Source organism: Candidatus Manganitrophus noduliformans (assembly GCF_012184425.1).
GTDB classification, from domain to species: domain Bacteria; phylum Nitrospirota; class Nitrospiria; order SBBL01; family Manganitrophaceae; genus Manganitrophus; species Manganitrophus noduliformans.
Genome location: NZ_VTOW01000012.1, coordinates 1 through 16,910 on the forward strand (window position 1 = coordinate 1; position 16,910 = coordinate 16,910).

Annotated in this window: 13 protein-coding genes and 2 pseudogenes; 10 read left to right on the forward strand and 5 right to left on the reverse strand. The window is 51.6% G+C overall.

Annotated elements, in window-relative coordinates; translation table 11 throughout:
* Positions 1–241: pseudogene (locus MNODULE_RS24935) on the forward strand (hypothetical protein); the annotation flags it as partial.
* 73 nt (positions 242–314) lie between these two features.
* Here MNODULE_RS24935 and MNODULE_RS25610 read toward each other — a convergent pair.
* The 3 genes and pseudogenes from MNODULE_RS25610 to MNODULE_RS24030 all read right to left on the reverse strand — a co-directional run bounded on the left by MNODULE_RS25610 (position 315) and on the right by MNODULE_RS24030 (position 2,269).
* Positions 315–897: pseudogene (locus MNODULE_RS25610) on the reverse strand (response regulator transcription factor).
* Positions 894–1,982: a sensor histidine kinase gene (locus tag MNODULE_RS24025; protein ID WP_168063739.1), complete on the reverse strand. Its 1,089-nt coding sequence runs from the start codon at positions 1,980–1,982 to the stop codon at positions 894–896. Before MNODULE_RS24025 ends, MNODULE_RS25610 begins: the two are co-directional and overlap by 4 nt.
* The gene (locus tag MNODULE_RS24030; RefSeq protein WP_168063740.1) at positions 1,979–2,269 is read right to left on the reverse strand and encodes a DUF4118 domain-containing protein; all 291 of its coding nucleotides are present in this window, start codon (positions 2,267–2,269) and stop codon (positions 1,979–1,981) included. The genes MNODULE_RS24025 and MNODULE_RS24030 overlap by 4 nt, the downstream gene beginning before the upstream one ends.
* 52 nt (positions 2,270–2,321) lie before the next feature.
* Here MNODULE_RS24030 and MNODULE_RS24035 point away from each other — a divergent pair, with 52 nt between their 5' ends.
* The 9 genes from MNODULE_RS24035 (at position 2,322) to MNODULE_RS24075 (ending at position 15,024) form a co-directional block, all read left to right on the forward strand.
* A complete protein-coding gene (locus MNODULE_RS24035; RefSeq protein ID WP_168063741.1) occupies positions 2,322–2,900 on the forward strand; it encodes a hypothetical protein in 579 nt (192 codons plus the stop codon).
* A 431-nt stretch (positions 2,901–3,331) separates the two neighbouring features.
* Positions 3,332–5,173: a carboxypeptidase-like regulatory domain-containing protein gene (locus tag MNODULE_RS24040; protein WP_168063742.1), complete on the forward strand. Its 1,842-nt coding sequence runs from the start codon at positions 3,332–3,334 to the stop codon at positions 5,171–5,173.
* Between the two features lie 226 nt (positions 5,174–5,399).
* A complete protein-coding gene (locus MNODULE_RS24045; RefSeq protein ID WP_168063743.1) occupies positions 5,400–5,564 on the forward strand; it encodes a hypothetical protein in 165 nt (54 codons plus the stop codon).
* Positions 5,565–6,354: 790 nt separating this feature from the next.
* The gene (locus MNODULE_RS24050; protein WP_168063744.1) at positions 6,355–7,053 is read left to right on the forward strand and encodes a GAF domain-containing protein; all 699 of its coding nucleotides are present in this window, start codon (positions 6,355–6,357) and stop codon (positions 7,051–7,053) included.
* Positions 6,984–8,654: a putative bifunctional diguanylate cyclase/phosphodiesterase gene (locus MNODULE_RS24055; protein WP_168063745.1), complete on the forward strand. Its 1,671-nt coding sequence runs from the start codon at positions 6,984–6,986 to the stop codon at positions 8,652–8,654. Before MNODULE_RS24050 ends, MNODULE_RS24055 begins: the two co-directional genes overlap by 70 nt.
* Before the next feature lie 62 nt (positions 8,655–8,716).
* Positions 8,717–8,944 (forward strand): response regulator transcription factor, encoded by a 228-nt coding sequence (locus MNODULE_RS24060; RefSeq protein ID WP_202882345.1) that lies wholly within the window; start codon positions 8,717–8,719, stop codon positions 8,942–8,944.
* Between the two features lie 1,075 nt (positions 8,945–10,019).
* Positions 10,020–10,880, forward strand: coding sequence for a hypothetical protein (locus tag MNODULE_RS24065; protein ID WP_168063747.1), 861 nt, complete (start codon positions 10,020–10,022; stop codon positions 10,878–10,880).
* Positions 10,881–11,753: 873 nt separating this feature from the next.
* Positions 11,754–12,743, forward strand: coding sequence for an ABC transporter substrate-binding protein (locus MNODULE_RS24070; protein ID WP_168063748.1), 990 nt, complete (start codon positions 11,754–11,756; stop codon positions 12,741–12,743).
* Positions 12,727–15,024, forward strand: a complete 2,298-nt coding sequence (locus MNODULE_RS24075) for an ATP-binding protein (protein ID WP_168063749.1) — start codon at positions 12,727–12,729, stop codon at positions 15,022–15,024. The genes MNODULE_RS24070 and MNODULE_RS24075 overlap by 17 nt, the downstream gene beginning before the upstream one ends.
* 26 nt (positions 15,025–15,050) lie before the next feature.
* Here the strand turns inward: MNODULE_RS24075 and MNODULE_RS24080 are convergent, their stop codons facing one another.
* Positions 15,051–15,527, reverse strand: a complete 477-nt coding sequence (locus tag MNODULE_RS24080; protein WP_168063750.1) for a type 2 periplasmic-binding domain-containing protein — start codon at positions 15,525–15,527, stop codon at positions 15,051–15,053.
* 24 nt (positions 15,528–15,551) lie between these two features.
* On the reverse strand, positions 15,552–16,490 hold the full coding sequence (locus MNODULE_RS24085) for a hypothetical protein (protein ID WP_168063751.1): 939 nt from the start codon (positions 16,488–16,490) through the stop codon (positions 15,552–15,554).
* Positions 16,491–16,910 lie beyond the last annotated feature (420 nt).

Here is a 16,910-nt window from a genome sequence, read left to right on the forward strand (position 1 = left end):
CATTCATCGACAGTCTGCCTCTGGCCAAGGAGAAGATGCTCGTCGCATAAGACGATCTGACAATCAGGAGAAACCAAACATCCAGGAACCCCAACATAAAATGTCAGATCAAATCTTGGTTTTTACAGTTCAGGCATTGGAGCGAGCACGCAATGAAGCCCAAGCGAAAATCCACTGGCAATTCACTTCGCAAAATGCTCGCCTTAAACTGCATCGCCTTTATCCATCACTTTCAACTTGACTGACCACTAGCAACGTTCAAAGAGATGATCAATTATACTTTGGTATAGGCGGCAATGTTCCGGAGTTCCCTTCTACCCTTTCTTTCCCTGCCGGGTCCTCAGCCTTTCAACCATTCTGACCAGGTCCGCCAAAGAATCGGCCTCCATTTTTTGCATGACCCGGCTCCGGTGAACCTTGACGGTGATCTTGCTGGTCCCCAATTCGGCCGCGACCTGTTTATTGAGTAGCCCCGAGACGACCCGCTCCATCACTTCCCGCTCCCGGGGGCTCAGCGATTCATACCGGCTTCGCAACCTGGCCATCTCTAATTGTCCCCGGCGCGCGGCCTGATCCCGGTCGATCGCCTGCTGAACGGCATCCAGAAAGTCTCGATCGCCGAACGGCTTGATCAGAAACTCAATCGCGCCCGCTTTCATCGCCCGCACGGACGCCAACCTCGACCATGCGCTGCTGCAGTTCAAGCCCGCTGAGGCCCGGCAGCCGGATATCCAACACCAAACAGCCGGGCACCTCGGCCCGGGGGCGCTCCAAAAAGTCCTGCGCGGAAGCAAACGTCTCCGCCCTCCAACCGGTCGACCGAATCAGGCCTCCCAAAGCGTCCCTGACCGATGGGTCGTCATCAACGACAAAGACAATCGCTTCCGGCTCCGTCAAGGGTGCTTCAAAAAGGTGACCAGAAAGGTCGCGCCGGAGTCATTGTTCGGCGCGGCCCATAATCTGCCGCCGTGGTTCTCGACAATGGAACGGCTGATCGCCAGACCCATCCCCATGCCCTCGCTCTTCGTGGTATAGAAAGCGTCAAAGATCTTCTCGATATGCTGCGGCTCCAGCCCGATACCGGAGTCCTGAACGGCGACGCGCACCTGATCGGTCTCACCGAAATCTGTTCTGATCACCAGCTCCCGCGGTCGATCGTCCACTCTGTTCATGGCCTCGATCCCGTTCATGATCAGATTCAACAAGACCTGCTGCAACTGCACCCGGTCGCCCAACACAGGCGGAAGATCGGGGGCCAGCTCCATTCGCAGCGCGATCTTATTTCTGCGGACTTCCCCCTGGGCCAGGACGGCGATCTCCAGAACAGTATCGTTGATGTCCAATCGCTCTTTTTGTGTTGCGGTTCTCCGCAAAAGCTTTCGAATCCGGCCGATGATCTCACCCGCCCGCTTCCCGTCACGGACAATACGATCCACGGCCTGCCGCGCTTCCTCCAGGTTTGGCGTCGCAAAGGCCAGCCAGCGCAGGCAGGCATTTCCGTTGATCACGACGCCGGAGAGGGGCTGGTTGACTTCGTGGGCGATGGAGGCCGCCAATTCCCCCAGCGTCGTCACGCGCGTGACGTGCGCCAGCTCCGTCTGAGCCTCCTGCAGGGCCGCTTCAGCCCTCTTACGGTCCTCGATATCGGTGCTCGTCGCGTACCACCTCACGATATTCCCCCATTCGTCCCGCAACGGCACGCCGCGGTGGAGGAACCACCGATATTCTCCGTCCGCGCGCCGGATGCGCGCTTCCTGCTCGAACGGTTTGCCCGATGTCATGGCCAAGCGCCACTCGGTTGTGAAACGTTGAGCGTCCTCGGGATGAATCGCCGCCGTCCACCCCCACCCCTCGACTTCCTTCGACGAGAGGCCCAAATATTCCAGCCAGCGCCGATTGATGAATTCAAGCGAGGCATCGGGCCGGCCGACCACGACGAGCACAGGAATGGTATCGATCACGAGCCGGAGTTGGTCTTTCAAGGCTTCAATTTCCTGATGCGACCGCTCCAACTACTTCTGCGAACTGCGCGATTTGACACGAGTCGGGTGATGACGATTGCAGTCGTCACGAAGGTAATCAGCACGACCACATCCAGCGGCTCGCTGACGCCTAAAGAAAAAACAGGCGAAAGGAAAAAGTACTGCAAGCAAAAGACGGCGACAATAGAAACAAAGGCCGATGGAATAAAGCGTCCATTGAGGGAAAGGATCACGACGACCATGAGATAGAAAAGGGCGGCCGTCGCAAAGGTATAGAGTTCGCGCAACGAGAAGCTGCTTGCCGCGGCTTCTCCGTTTGAGGATATTACGGAATACGTTTTGGCGGGAGAAACAGAGAAGATCACCCTATCGCTCAAAACATATGGCGAGCAGGCTCCCCAACTTGATTCAGTCCTATCCCAGAGAGCGAAAGAGGAATTGAAATCGTTTGTCTCCGGGATTGAGCAGGCGCAGCAGCAAGGACATCCTGAGGAAATCGCCTTGAAGTCAGTCGGGGCCTATCTGGTGCTGATTGAATCCCTAGACAGAATCAGCTTGCAGGTGCCGGTCCAAGTGTCGCTTCTCGATTATGCAGGGTTTAAAACACGGGCGCTATTGCACAAGAGCGAGGTCGATTGGTCTTCGATTCAAAGCACCGTCAACGAGGCGCAACAGCATTGGAACGCAATAGAGCCCCGGGTCATGGATAAAGGATTGCGTGATGCGGTCAACACGGCGATGGAGGGGATGAAAAAAGCCTCCGCCGGCAGGAATACAGACATGGCGGATTTTGCAGCCCAGGTGGATCTGGCTTTGGTCGACTCGAAGGATATTTCAAGCGGACGGCAAAGTAAGTGGTGCAGTGATTTCCTATTCCTGCCTCACCGCGCCCGATTTCGGATTAAGCGGATCATTTAACCCCCGGTCCAGGAAGCGGGAGCAACCGTAGGACCAGGACACTCCAAGCCCCGCCGATCCAATAGGACAATGCCGAAGAACGGAAAAGCGTATACTCAGACAGGCACGAAATATATCCCACGTGTTAATGTGTACCATCCGCCATTTCGTTGGAATCGTATTGTCGCAATCGTTCCTGCGCTCACGAACTCCTCACGGCCGGTAATGCAAAACAAGACTACCCCGGTTTTGCCATTTTGGTGTAACGAAGCCTATCAGATCGCCTTTTGAACAGTTGGACAGTAGTGAGGAACGATGTGTTTAATTTCGCATCTGCTGACACATTCGTTATATGTGGGTCATTGAGTGGGAGGGTTCCAAAACTTTCTTTCTCTGATATACTTATTTTAAATATACAGTTGTCATCAGCATTAAATATTGAGGAGGCTTGAATGCACGAAAGAAATCGGATCCGGACAATCGTTATGCTTTTACTCTTCTCTCTTGTGTTACAAAGTTGCGGCGGCGGGGGAGGAAGCTCAGGAGGAAATCCGCCCGCCGGCGCAATCACCGTGTCGGGAACGGCGGCGACCGGCGCCCCCGTCGGGAACGCCACGATCACGATCAAGGACGCCACCGGCGCATCCAAGACCGCCACGACCGGCACAGACGGAAAATATACGATCGATGTCTCTGGAATGACCGCCCCCTTTCTGGCGAAGGTTGATCTGCCCGGTGGGACCGCCCTTTACAGCGTGGGAAGCGCGGCCGGCGTTGTCAACATCCACCCGCTCACCGATCTGATCATCCGGACATGGTATGAGGTGCAAAACGGGGCCGTCGATACCGCCTTTTCCGATCCTGCGGCCGCTCCTCCGCCGACGGCAACCGAGTTGGCGGTGATCGTCTCCGTCATTAAGGATCTGGTGTCGAAATGGCTCGTTGATGCCGGGTTGGACCTGGAGAACTTCGATCTGATCTCCACCCCGTTCGACGCCGACCAGAGCGGGTTCGACGGATTCCTCGACGATATCACGGTCGACACGACCAACCGCGTCATTAGCGTCGATACAGACGGTGATGGGACTGACGAGCAGGTAACCAATCTCGATCTCGACGGAGATGACGACGGGACCAACGGTGATATCACGGCCGCTACTACTATCGTGGTAAACGGCACCACCAGCACCAGCTTTACCTCCGCCTTCATCCCGACGACCGCCACGGAGCGCGAAGGCGTAGCAGGCGCACTCGCCACTCTTCAGAGCCTCGCAGCCACGGCTACCGCCAAAGGGGCTGATCTTGCGGCAACCGATTTGCTCCCCCTCTATGACTCCAATTACCGACATCGGGGGCTTGATGAAAACCAAGACGCTGCAGGATTTGCCGATGATTTGAGAGGAACTACGATTGAGTCCTTCATCGTGGAGCGCGTCCTCTCCTTCGATTCGACGAACAACATCATTAGCATTTCCGGACGCGTCATCCTCACCCAGGATGGGGTAACAGTAGAGGAGATCGTCGATGAAGACGGAGACGGCCTCATTTTCAAGAAGCAGAGTGATGGACGCTGGCTTTTTTATGGAAACCAAGAACGGGCAAGGGCTCAGGTGGGAGTGATTACCGAGCGGAGGATGCTCGGGATCACTTGTCCATCGGGCTGCGACGGTGTCTACTACGCCCTGAAAGTTCAGGTCGGGGCGCCGGTCGGCGAGATCGCCTCGGCGACCATCACCGGCCTGATTGGCGGATCTCAGCAGACCCTGCCCCTGACCAGTACCGGTACTTTCACGGACGACGGGGTGAACACGGAGCATTTTGACCTCCAAGACAGCGGAAGTTGGTGGTACCAATTGAGTGGGCCGTCCGCCTTTCCTCCGGCGGGAACGGTCTACACCCTGACCGTCACCTTTGCAGACTCAAACCAGGAGGTCTACACCCGCGTCCTGGGGGCCTCGACCAGCGAAGCGTTCAACCTCCAAAGCGGGGTAGAAGCAACGGTCGGCCACGGCTCCGGTGCGACATTGGGTAACCCGGTGACTTTAAGCTGGACCCTCCCAGTGTCGTTCCCGATCGAGGAGGTCTTCATGTATGGTTCTCTGAAGTCGACGGGGGGTGTCGGCTGCGACGTCGAAGGACCACTATTAGCATCCACGGCGACTTCAGGCACTATTACCTTGCCGACTACCTGTAATGGGCAATCCGTTGAAGTCAACCCTTCTTATCCCAGTATCAATGTGGTGGTACAGGGGAAAAACGGAGAGGAAACATCAATCTGGTATGCCTTTCAATAACAATCCTTCGGGTACGTTGGAATAGCCCAGGCCCCGCAGAAATGCGGGGCCTGATTCTTTCTTGATCTGGCTCGTTATGGTTTCCCTGAAATTCATTACTCCGGATTAAAGATTCATACACTGCCACTGAGGTATATAGCTCTATTGGATGAGCATTCAATTGTCGAGAAAGTTAGAAAAAGTATGGCCGTCCTGTAGGCCTACGGAAAAGGAGAAAACTGTTAAAATGGACACGCCGATCAGCGCGGCCATCGGCAAGACGGTAGATTTATATCACGGAATCGATGGGATGAGTGACTCAAAGGGCAGGGCAGTAAATCTACAAATGAATACCGTGGAAGTCGGCTTCCACACTATACCATTTTCAAAAACCGGAACATGTCGAAATTGATTTTACTACGGTTATCGAAGATGCAGAACCTGATGTTGATGATCACAGAGGAAATACTTCATAATGTTTGTTATCTGATATTTGTAGTGTACACTCGAGGTGAGAGTAAAAAGGCTCCTTCAGGCTCAGTTTATCCATTCCGCTGCCGCTGTGTCGAGATTTTCAACGAGGCCATTGACTTCCAAACGCTATGCTCAGGAATCTATCCGGGTGGTTTATTCGGATAGGCTCCTCAGACCATCTTGTTGTACTAGGAGTTTCAGAAGATGGAGGATTTAAACGCATTGCACATCGGAGCTACATTTCGAGAAGAAGCCAGAACACCCTTTTTATAAAATCTCTTATGACGCTACCCGTATCGCCCTTGCTCCAAGGGAGGCATTCTGTCTTTGCAGCGGCTGACTGTCAGCGATGCGTTATAGCTTAGCTGTTAATAATTAGGAGTAATTATCCTTTCCGAATATATATATTAATGTAATAATTATTCCTATACAGTATAAAATCACTTAAGAGGCTGGCGGTCGGAGAAATATAGAACCCAGAGGCCCAAGACGAAAAGTACTCGTCTTGGGCCTTCTGATTTATAACTTTGAAATATAGACCTACTTCAAAATATCGGCAATGAGAACACTGTCACCAAATTGGTCGAAAATAATACCAGGAAAGCTACGACAAACCTTTGAGAAAATAGCTTATCAGTATGTAGATGAACGTTCTATTGGTCATCAGTCACAGAGCTGGATAAGCTTTAAGAAATAATAGAAGCTCCCTTGATGAGATTACTGTTGCATTGAATATTTTATCTGAAGAGTCTTTTGTCGATTTCACGCGTCTTGCTGCACATACCTGCGAAACACCGATTGCGTTCATTCACTTCATTAAAGATAACCGACACGCTATTAAATCAGTTGTTGGCTGGGAGTCGCAACTCGAATTATCCGGTCTGCCATTCTTCTCTCACACCATTTTACGGCACGATGTTTTTGTTGTGCAGGATGCGTCGGTCGTCGATGAACGATTCTCCGATCATCCGCTCGTCATGTCGGGTCCTCAAATACGTTTCTACGCCGGGGCGCCGATGATCCATGTCCATGAGCAGGTGGTCGGAACGCTCTCCGTAATGAGCTCTTCCCTTAGGGCCTTCAGTCAGTATCAAATTGAATCGCTTCGAATGCTCGCTCTCCAAGTTGTCGGCCGTGTTGGTGAAGAACATCTTAAAATTGCCCGATTGCTCGGATTGGAATTGGCCATCATTGTGCCGCTTCTGGCGAGGGGACGGACGCTCGGCGCGATTTCTTTGTATCGACCGATTCGAGCCGCCGCTATGTCCGGCGGATCTGGCTCTTGCGGAGGATCTGGCCTGGTGGGTTGGGATTGCACTTCGGTCAGTTGTAACCATCTGAATAGAGAGAAGAAGATATGTCGAACGAAAACCAAGCCTACATCACTGCACTTCTTACCATTATTACCGATGCGATCATTACGGTAGACCAGACGCAACGGATTACTTTTTTTAGCCAGGGCGCCGAGCGAACTTTCGGCTACCAGGTCACAGAGGTCATCGGGCAATCGATGAGCCTCCTCTTGCCATCCCGCTTTGTCGAAGTGCACCGAGAACAATTCCGCGCTTTCGCGGCTGGGCCTGAGCCCACTCGCCTGAGCTTTGAGATCTTTGGGCGGCGCAAGGATGGTTCGGAGTTTCCCGCAGAGGTCTCACTCTCCAAACTGAGCCTCAACGACCAGATCCTCTTTATCATCATTCTTCGGGATATCATCGAGCACAAGCATGCCGAAGAGATGCTTCAGTTGATGGCCCACTGTGATTCCTTGACCGGTCTTCCCAACCGGACACGGTTCCGTGATCTGCTGCGACAAGCCGTTCTGGCCGGACAGTATGAAAACAAATCGGTGGCCCTGCTGCTGATGGATTTGGATCAATTCAAAGAAGTTAACGACACCCTCGGACATGATCGAGGGGATCTCCTGATACAGCATGTCGGCCGGCGTCTTAAAGAGGTCCTCCGCCCGACCGACACGGTTGCACGACTCGGGGGAGATGAATTCGCCCTGATCCTTCCCCTGGCAGAAGCGGGGCATGCGACATTGGTTGCATCCAAAGTCTTGAAGGCGCTGGAAGAGCCCTTTGAAATCGAAGGTCTTCCCATTGCTGTTGAACTCAGTCTCGGGATCGCACTTTACCCTGAACACGGGAGCAACGCCGATAGCCTCATTCAGAGGGCGGATGTGGCGATGTATGCGGCCAAGCGGAGCGGGAGCGGCTACACCCTCTACACTCCCGAGCAGGATCCGCACAGTCCTCGCCGGCTCGCCCTCGCGGGAGAGTTGCGCCATGCCATTGACGGCAATCAGCTGCTTCTGCATTATCAGCCCCAGGTGAACATGCAGACCGGTCGAATCACCGGCGTGGAGGCGCTGGTGCGGTGGCAGCACCCGCAGTATGGAATCGTCCCGCCCGATCAGTTCATCCTCCCGGCGGAGCGGACCGGATTGATCAAACCACTGACCCAATGGGTCCTCAAGGAGGCACTCCGTCAGAGTCGAGACTGGAATCAGAAGGGACTCCCCTTCAACATGGCGGTGAACCTCTCTGCCCGAAACCTGCACGATTCGCAGCTTCCGGACCGGATCGCAGAACTTCTCGAAGTCAATGGAATGGCCCCCTCTTTCCTGGAATTGGAGGTCACCGAAAGCGCCATCATGCAAGACCAGATGTGTGCGAAGGAAATCCTCACCCGCCTGAGCAAAATGGGTATCCGGCTCTCTATCGATGATTTCGGCACCGGGTACTCCTCGCTGAATCATCATCCGGTCAATGCCATCAAGATCGACCGGACGTTTGTCAGGGACATGACGGAGAATCAAAACAACGCGGTGATTGTCCGCTCCATTATTGACCTGGGTCATAATCTCGGCCTGGAGGTGATTGCGGAGGGGGTGGAGAACCATGAAACGTGGAATCGGCTGCTCGCGCTGGGCTGCGACGCGGCACAGGGGTACTACATGAGTCCCCCTGTTTCCGCTCAAGAGATTCCATGCTGGATGAAAGAGTCGCCCTGGGGTTTGGCTTAAAGGGTTCGACGGAAAACGATTGGGGGATTCAGGTTTAAACTCTTTTGAATGGAGGGGGAACATTGGTTGAGAAGAGGGCGCTGACGAAGCGGGAACGGGAAATCATCTGTCATGTGGCCGACGGTTATAAAAACAGAGAGATTGCCCAAAAACTTGGAATCAGCGCCAAAACAGTTGAGACACATCGAGCCAATATCATGAACAAACTAGCCCTTCGAAACGTCGCGGAATTGATCCTCTATTGTTTTCGAAAAGGCTTAATCACGATAGAAAAAGAGGAAAAGATATAGTTTTTAATATTCGATACCCCTCTGTCATCCTTAAAAACAATTACTTGGTAAGATAATAAATTATCCGCAATCTAATTTGCTGTGTTTGAAAAATGACTCTGGTCGCCTCAGAGGGAGCAATTGCAGAAGCAGTTAAAAACGACACAGCAGGCCGAGGTATATATCAACGCACGCTGCTGGCATCGATCAAGGATAATCCGTTGCCAAAATCGCCCACCCCCTCCAAATCGGCCGACGTACTCTTTATAATTGGATCGATCGCCATCGAAGTCCTCAGAAGCCCCGAGATCATTGCTATGGCCGAGGGCGGATATTCATCTGTTTCCACCCCTCTTTTCTAGATGGGCAAGACAAGGGGTACCCAGCACCAGTTCCCATTTCCAGGGTGAACGCAAAGCGAGTGCTCTTCGGAGTCATCAACCTGCGTATGGGCTGTCGGTTGTCTCTTTCCAGACGGCATCATAGAGGGAGCGACTTTCAAACATTCCTTGGTTATCTTCATGATCGATACTGAATCTGACGGATGGTCTTGCTGTTGGAGGAAGACCGCAGACATCTCGCAACAGATGGCAGCACGCTTTGGGGTGCGGCTGCTTTGTTGCCTAAACAAAGACCGCATCTCAATCCAATGGATCGTTTGTTACTTCATGCTAAGGTGACCATCAGTACCAATCCACTATACGTCTCGTTGATGAGCGTGTCGAAAGGTTTATCCACTACATGTAGATGGCGAGCTTTTCCGCTGATGAAGCGCTTTGCAAAATAAAATTCTTTCTCCAGTTTCTGGCTTCGAAATGTGAGCGGATAATTTTGCCACCATACATAGATTAATTTTAAGCCCATCAGATTGAATTTTTGCTAAAAAGTGTTCCAGCCCTCTCTATCCCTTAAGATACCGATTTGCTATATTCATATAATTTTACAAAACTGATAAATCGTGTATAATTTAATCTAAGATATACCTAAAGAGGCTGGTGGTCAGAAAGACCAGGGAACCCAGAAGCCCAAGGTGAGAGCCAATCGACTTGGGCTTTTTTGTTTTTGGCAATCTTTTAAAAAAGAAAAGGCGCTGAATATGAAACAAATCCTTCTCATCTTAACTGTTTTTTCCTTCACTGTTTCAGACCTTACCTGGGGGGCGGGAAATCAGATCAGCAAGACCCTTACGATTAATACCGGGATGGGGGTCAACAATGGTACCAATAAAAATCTTTCTACTTCCGACAATGCTGGAACCGCCTGTGCCGGAGGCAATGCCGGAAGTTGTGATGGAGGGCCCTTCGCCGATACCAGCGATCCTTTCAATATCAACGACGACTGCTCCCCCTCTTCCTTCGGTGATTTCTGCTCCTCCCAATTTGATCCCCATCTCCCCGGCGGATTCAATTTGATCGATAACCGATTTGGAAGGGGCGCTCCTTGTGGTCCGAATGATGTCAGTGGCCCTCCCTTCCCTTATCCTTGCCAGGGAAAGGGATCGATCTATCAAACCATCCCACTTGGAATCGACGATCCGAATTCTCCCACAGTCCTTTTAACCCCTCCCAGCCTGGGAGGGGTCGGCCAGCCGTTTTATCAATTCCGCTCCGATACGTTCGGCACGCTGAGGGTTCACCATATCGAATATGGTTTTGATCTCGACATGGACGGCCAGCAGACCCTCAATACATTTTACATAATCGATTCTGTCACCGACGCCAATGGGCAGATGGTCGGGAATGCCGTCGGTACCTTTAGGATAAATTTAAGCGACGCTGGGATGGGAGGCGACGGTCCTAACTGCTCGGTTACCTCAAGCAATGTCTCCTCGGAAGGACGATTTGAATCGGGGCCGAGCGGTGTGATTACATGCGTCGATCGAGCCGGGAATCTCTGTCAAGGTTCTCAATTCAATCCAGGAAAGTTTAGCCGAACTTCATTCACATGTCCTCCTTAGGCTACGCCAGTCAAACAGGCCGTAGGGTTGGGTGGGATATCCGATATTTCATCATCTCTTTAGATCGACATAGCTACTGAAGGCGTCATGTTGAACTAACCGGCAATAAAGAACCTATCTAGGAGAGAAGCCTGCACTAAATAAGGTTGCGCTCACTCATGGTGCTGCCGAGGAATCTGGAATTTGCTTGGTTTCTCCGCCACGTCGATTGACTCCCTGCCCAGTCAATCAATTGGTATTATTACCTGGATGTCCGGCTCGACTGGAAATCTTACAAAGAGGATTGAGTTCCTTTTGGTCGGCCGAATCCTGCTGGTATGGAGCAGTTTGCTCTTCTGTCTATTCAAGCCAAACCTCAGGCGCCGATCGTGCTCTCCACCTCTATCTTCCACTTGTGCTTTATAGGACACCGATAGACCCAGCCCTGTTCCCTCCCCCACGGGTTTAGTGGTGAAGAAGGATCGAAGATTCTCTTTATACTCTCCTCCCGCAGCCGCTGGTTACCCCTGAAATAAGAACAAAAAATAAAAAGTAGGACTAAAAGCTCACAGGTCAAAATGGTTATTGGAGGGAAAGAAAAGGCAGCTTTCCGCTGTAATTGCAGCGTTGAGGTGTTTTTATCTTTGGTTGCACGATGCTAAAGAATATCTATGCTTGCCTTGACTCTCTTGTATACAAAACTGCAGGTAATATTAAATGCGATAGTAAACGGAAACCTATACGGCAATTAATCATAGTATTTGAAATAAAACAGTTGCTAGACTAATGGCGGCCAATTCCTTCTAAATGTCCTGATATCTTGACGGAGGTATAAATCAGGCATATGATTTATCTTAGTGTATACTACCTTATTTTTGGGTGTGTCCTCCCTAAGTGAAGCTCAGCATGAAATCGAATTGTTTCTTTTTTATCTTCTTCTTTTTGATTGCGGTCTTGCTAAGTTGCCAAGCGCCCCCCGAAGAGCCGCTCCAAATCGGATATATCGACTGGCCTGGTTATGAAATCCTCTACTTAGCGCAACAAAAAGATTTCTTTCAGGAGGAAAAAGCCCCGATCCTCTTAAAAGATTTTTCCTCCTTTAGTGATCTAAGAAAAGCCCTTCAATTGGGAAGATTGGATGGAGCGGCGATGTCAATTAACGAAATGCTCCTCGCACGGCTTGGGGAGGAATACCGCGTCGTCTTTGTCCTGAATGTTTCACAGGGGGCTGACGGAATCGTCGGACAGCACGAATTTCAATCGATTAGGAATCTCAAGCATAAGCGGGTGGGTGTCGAGTTAACCGGACTCGGCGGGTATTTGTTGGCGCGCGCATTGGAAATAGCCGATATGGAGATATCAGAGGTCATTCGCGTCAATATGACCGCGACAATCGAGGCGTACACCGCTTTCTCGGAAAGGAAAGTAGATGCCGTGGTGACGTTTGAGCCAATCCTGAGCCGGCTGGTCACCGAACAGGGTGGAAAGATCCTTTTTACCAGCCGCGAGATCCCGGACGAAATTATCAACGTGTTGATCTTTCACAAGGATGCCTTGAAGTACCGCCGGGACGATTGTTTGAGAGTGCTACGGGGCTATCTTAAGGCGCGCGAATTCTGGAAGAAAGAGCCGGACCAGGCCATCGCAATTATGGCGCGTCGAGAGAGGGTCAGCCCTGATTACTTCCGGCAAAGCTTGAATGGGCTGCTGATTCCCGATCTCTCGACCAATTTGACCTATTTCGGGCTCAGCGATACCGAGAACTACTTTCTGGAAAGCATAAAGAATTTCCAAAGCTTTATGGAAGAGAATGACCTCCCATATGGACCAGTCTATTTTGAAAATCTTCTCAATGATTTAAAACGCCATGAACAATTTTCATAGCAAAGTCAGGAGAATCCGTTCGATCTCGGCCGTCATCGTCCTGATGATGCTGGTCGGCGGGATTCTCTTCGCCTTCATCATTGCTGGAGCTTCCTACGGGATGCAACGGAGGAACAATATCAAGGACTTGCAAATACGCGCGCAGGCAACCAGTGATCAGCTCAACTACATTGCCGAGATCCTCCTGAATAAAGGAGACCTCAACTCTGTGCAGCGGATTGTTGAAAATATCGCCACGGATCGAACGATTACCTTCATCGCTATTGTCGATGCCAACCTCAAGGTATTGGCATCGACTCAGCACGATCTTCTTGGCGCATCGATCTCCGAGTACAAGGAAAATCCTAAAATCTTAGCTCATTTTCGGCGTGTGATCATCAATGGGAAAACGGAATTCATCCATCGACCTGAACAGGGCCATTTTGATATAATCGCCCCCATCATCCTCGCAAACCCTTCCCGCACAATCCCTCTTCTGTCGGGGGCGGTGACAGTCGTGTTCAGGGATGACCCGCTGGTCTGGAATCCACGGGAGAGCTTCTGGAGATACCTTCAGCTCGCGCTGGTGCTGAGCGCTTTTGCAATCGCGATTCTTTATGCGGTTCTCCGTCGCTGGGTGGCCTATCCCATTGAACGACTCACACGGGTCTCCGAGCGGCTCGGCTCCGGAGAGCTGGGGATTCAAATACCGGTCTCCTCTTCCGATGAAGTCGGGCGGCTGGCAGAAACTTTCAACCGGATGTCGGTCTCCTTGGCGACGCAGCGACGCGCCCTTCAGGCCACCGAAGAGCGGTACCTTCGAGTCTTCCACTCTTCTCCCGTTTGCCTGATCGTTGTCGATCCCGCCGGAACTATCATCGATGTCAATGCAACCTTCCTCGCCGAGATGGATAGGCGGTCGGACCGCCAAGTCTGGATTGGAAAGCCAATCACAGAGATCCCCTTCATCAAGGCGGGAGGATTGCAGCCGGAAATTCAAAACCTCCTGGTGAATGCGACCCCTTTCAGAAGTTGGAAGGTCTCTATTCCCCTCCCTGACAAAGAACATCGCTGCCTTTTCAACTTCAGCGGCATCCCTCTTTTCGATGATAAACATGTCTTGACCGGGGCAGTCATCGCGGCAGAAGATATCACAGCGGAGCAGACGCTGGAGGCGCAACTAATCCAGTCTCAAAAAATGGAAAGTCTGGGGGTGCTGGCGGGCGGGATCGCCCATGACTTCAACAATATCCTCACCGGCATCCTCGGATACGCGTCCCTGTTGAAAAAGCGGCTGGCACGCGACGATCCGAGCCTGCCGGCAGTAGAAGTGATCGAAAAATCGGGGCTTCGCGCGCGCGCATTGATTCAACAGCTGATGGGCTTTGCCCGGCGAACGGAATCAATCAAGTTGCCGGTCGACGTCAACAGCCTTGTCACTGAGATTGTCCTTTTACTCCAGAAGGGGATGGTGGGACAGGGGGTCTCCATCCAGGTCGATCTTGACCCAACTTCTCCAAAGATCATCGCCAATAGCGGCCAGCTTCACCAGGCGCTGATGAATCTCTGCGTCAATGCGAGGGATGCGCTCCCCCCTGAGGGTGGAACGATCTTTTTGAAAACGCACGCTCGGTCGATGCCTTCCCTCTCCGATTCTGAACATAAGAAAGAATGGGTCGAGGTTTCAGTCCGGGATACAGGGGCTGGCATAAAACCCGAGGTCCTCTCCCGCATTTTTGAGCCGTTTTTTACAACGAAAGAGTTTGGAAAGGGGACGGGCCTGGGGCTTTCAGTCACTTATGGCATTGTGAAAGCGCACGGCGGGGAGATTTCTGTCCAATCCGAACCGGACAAAGGATCGATTTTTATGCTCCGCTTTCCAGAGGTGCGAGAAGCATCAAAGCGGAAAGAGGCCAAGGGCCAAGAGGTCCTTCTGAAGGGGAAGAAGCGGCCGATCCTCCTGGTCGATGATGAAAAGACGCTCCTGGAGTTGGAGAAGAAACTCCTTGAAGAGAGGGATTTCGAAGTCCTGACCGCAGAGACGGGGGAGGAAGCGATCGAGATTTATCGCAAACACGGTCGTGAAATCCGCCTGGTGGTCCTCGATCTCCTGATGCCTGGGATCGGGGGATGGAATGCCTATCTACAACTCCGGGAGATGGATGCCGAGGTGAAGGTCCTCTTCACCAGCGGGTACGGCGGAGTAAAAGAATTTGAAGAGCAGATCAAAACACTCCCCTTCTTGTGGAAACCCTATCGGATAGAGGAATTCCTCGCCGCAGTTGAAAAGGCGCTCGCGTGACGTGGCGCCTTTCTCCTCTCTTCGAATCATGATATTAGGGACTGCTTGGTCGATTTCCTTTCGGAAGAAACCTCAGGAAGAGTGAGCACAATTTTAATTCCTCCGGCATCGAGGGCGTCGTCGGCCCAGACGTAACCGATCGCCTCTTCCGATCCGCGTACCGTTTCGATGACGGCGGCGCTGTTTTCCCGTAGAATCGGCGCATCAATTCCCTCTTGAAAGATACGGTGTATCCAATGTTTAAGGTAGCTCGCCTGTGACATTTCAAGAACATGTTTGAGAAAGGCCTGCCTGATCTCCTGGTTCTCATGCTGGTCGATCGGTTTGAAACGCCTCCCCCGAATGAGTCGGATCTCACCGAGGTAGATCCCCTTGACCTCTTCCAGCGAGAGCGAGTTGATCGGCGAACGGGTATTGATAATGATAGCAATCTCTCTGGTTTCTGTAGAGACGGCACCAACAAGGAAGGTCAATACAAAGAGAAGAAAGTTCAGCTTCGACATCCTACCTTCCGTCGCGTTTAAGATTTAAAATGTGAAGGCCCATTGAACGGCATATTTCCAATAATCTTCTCCCCCTGTATCGATCCATCGAATCTCCCCCTTCAAAGCGCTGATCAGGGAGACTTCGTACCGGATACCTGCAATGGTTCTTCGGTCGTCTGCGGCGGAGAGGGACGTCATGTAGGGATCTCCTTCCTTCACCTGCATCTCCTCGTAACGGACATACGGGGTGAATCTTTCCTCAAAGGTATACCCCGCCTGGATGTAATAGAGCGTATTCATATGGGGGCCAAGATTGGTCAGTGTGTCCTCGTCTCTGATCCAATAGAATTCAGATAAAAAATTCAAACCGCTTCCTGGGATCACGTAGACCGCGGCAAGTCCGAAAATCGATTGGTCGACCTTCAGCACGCGAAGCGAGGTGGTATCAAATCCTTCTACGGTACCGATATGTCCATACCCCATGACCTCCAATCCGGGGAGCGCCTTCGGCCCCACTTGTAAACGGAAAGAGACCGCTTTGTTCGTGTTATTGTCCCCCTCGAATGTATTCGGATCCAATTCCCCTCCCGTTTTACCGATCGGATCGATCTGCTCAATCTTCGACCCATTCGCGACGGAGAGGTCATATCCGAAGATCAGGGGACCGGGGTCATACCGTCCTGAGGTCCATATCCCCACCATATGGACGGGGAAAATCCCTTCCTCATACTCAAATTCAAGGAAACGAGGCCGCTCAATCGTCATATGAGTGAAGGTAGCATGATGGAAGGTGGGATTCCAATAGCCCAATGGATTGTGAAAGCGTCCGATGCGGACCTTCAGGGCGTCACTGAAGAGATAGCCAATGTGAAACCGTTGAACGATATCGATCTCCTCGACCTCCGAAATGATCATTTCAGAGAGAAAGTCGATCCGGTCGGTGAGTGTCATTGAAACGAAAAAGTCGATTTGATCGCCCACCGCGAATGAGCCGTTATGATCTAGATCCTCTTGAAGTTTGCTTTTTCTGAAGTTAACATCACCGAACCCCTTTAGCTCGAATCCCCTTACATCAGGAAGGAATATGAACAGAAAAAAAAGAACCACCAAAAAAAATCGATGCCTTCTATCTAATCGATTCATATGATCTCTCTCCAGCCTGCCGGCCTATAATGTGTGTCTAGACTTAAACTAGATTTTCGAAATGCATTCTATGCATATCAATAAATGGCCCGGAGCATTATTTCACAGTTTAATTCTTCCCAGCTCACACTATATGATTCTCGGCTTAATTCCACCGAGGTTTTACAATTTGCTAGAGTCCAAGCAGCGTTTTGATTGCCGGATAACCCTAATCCGAAAGAGGAGGGAGATGCGGTGGCCCTCACGAAAAGGTCTCCT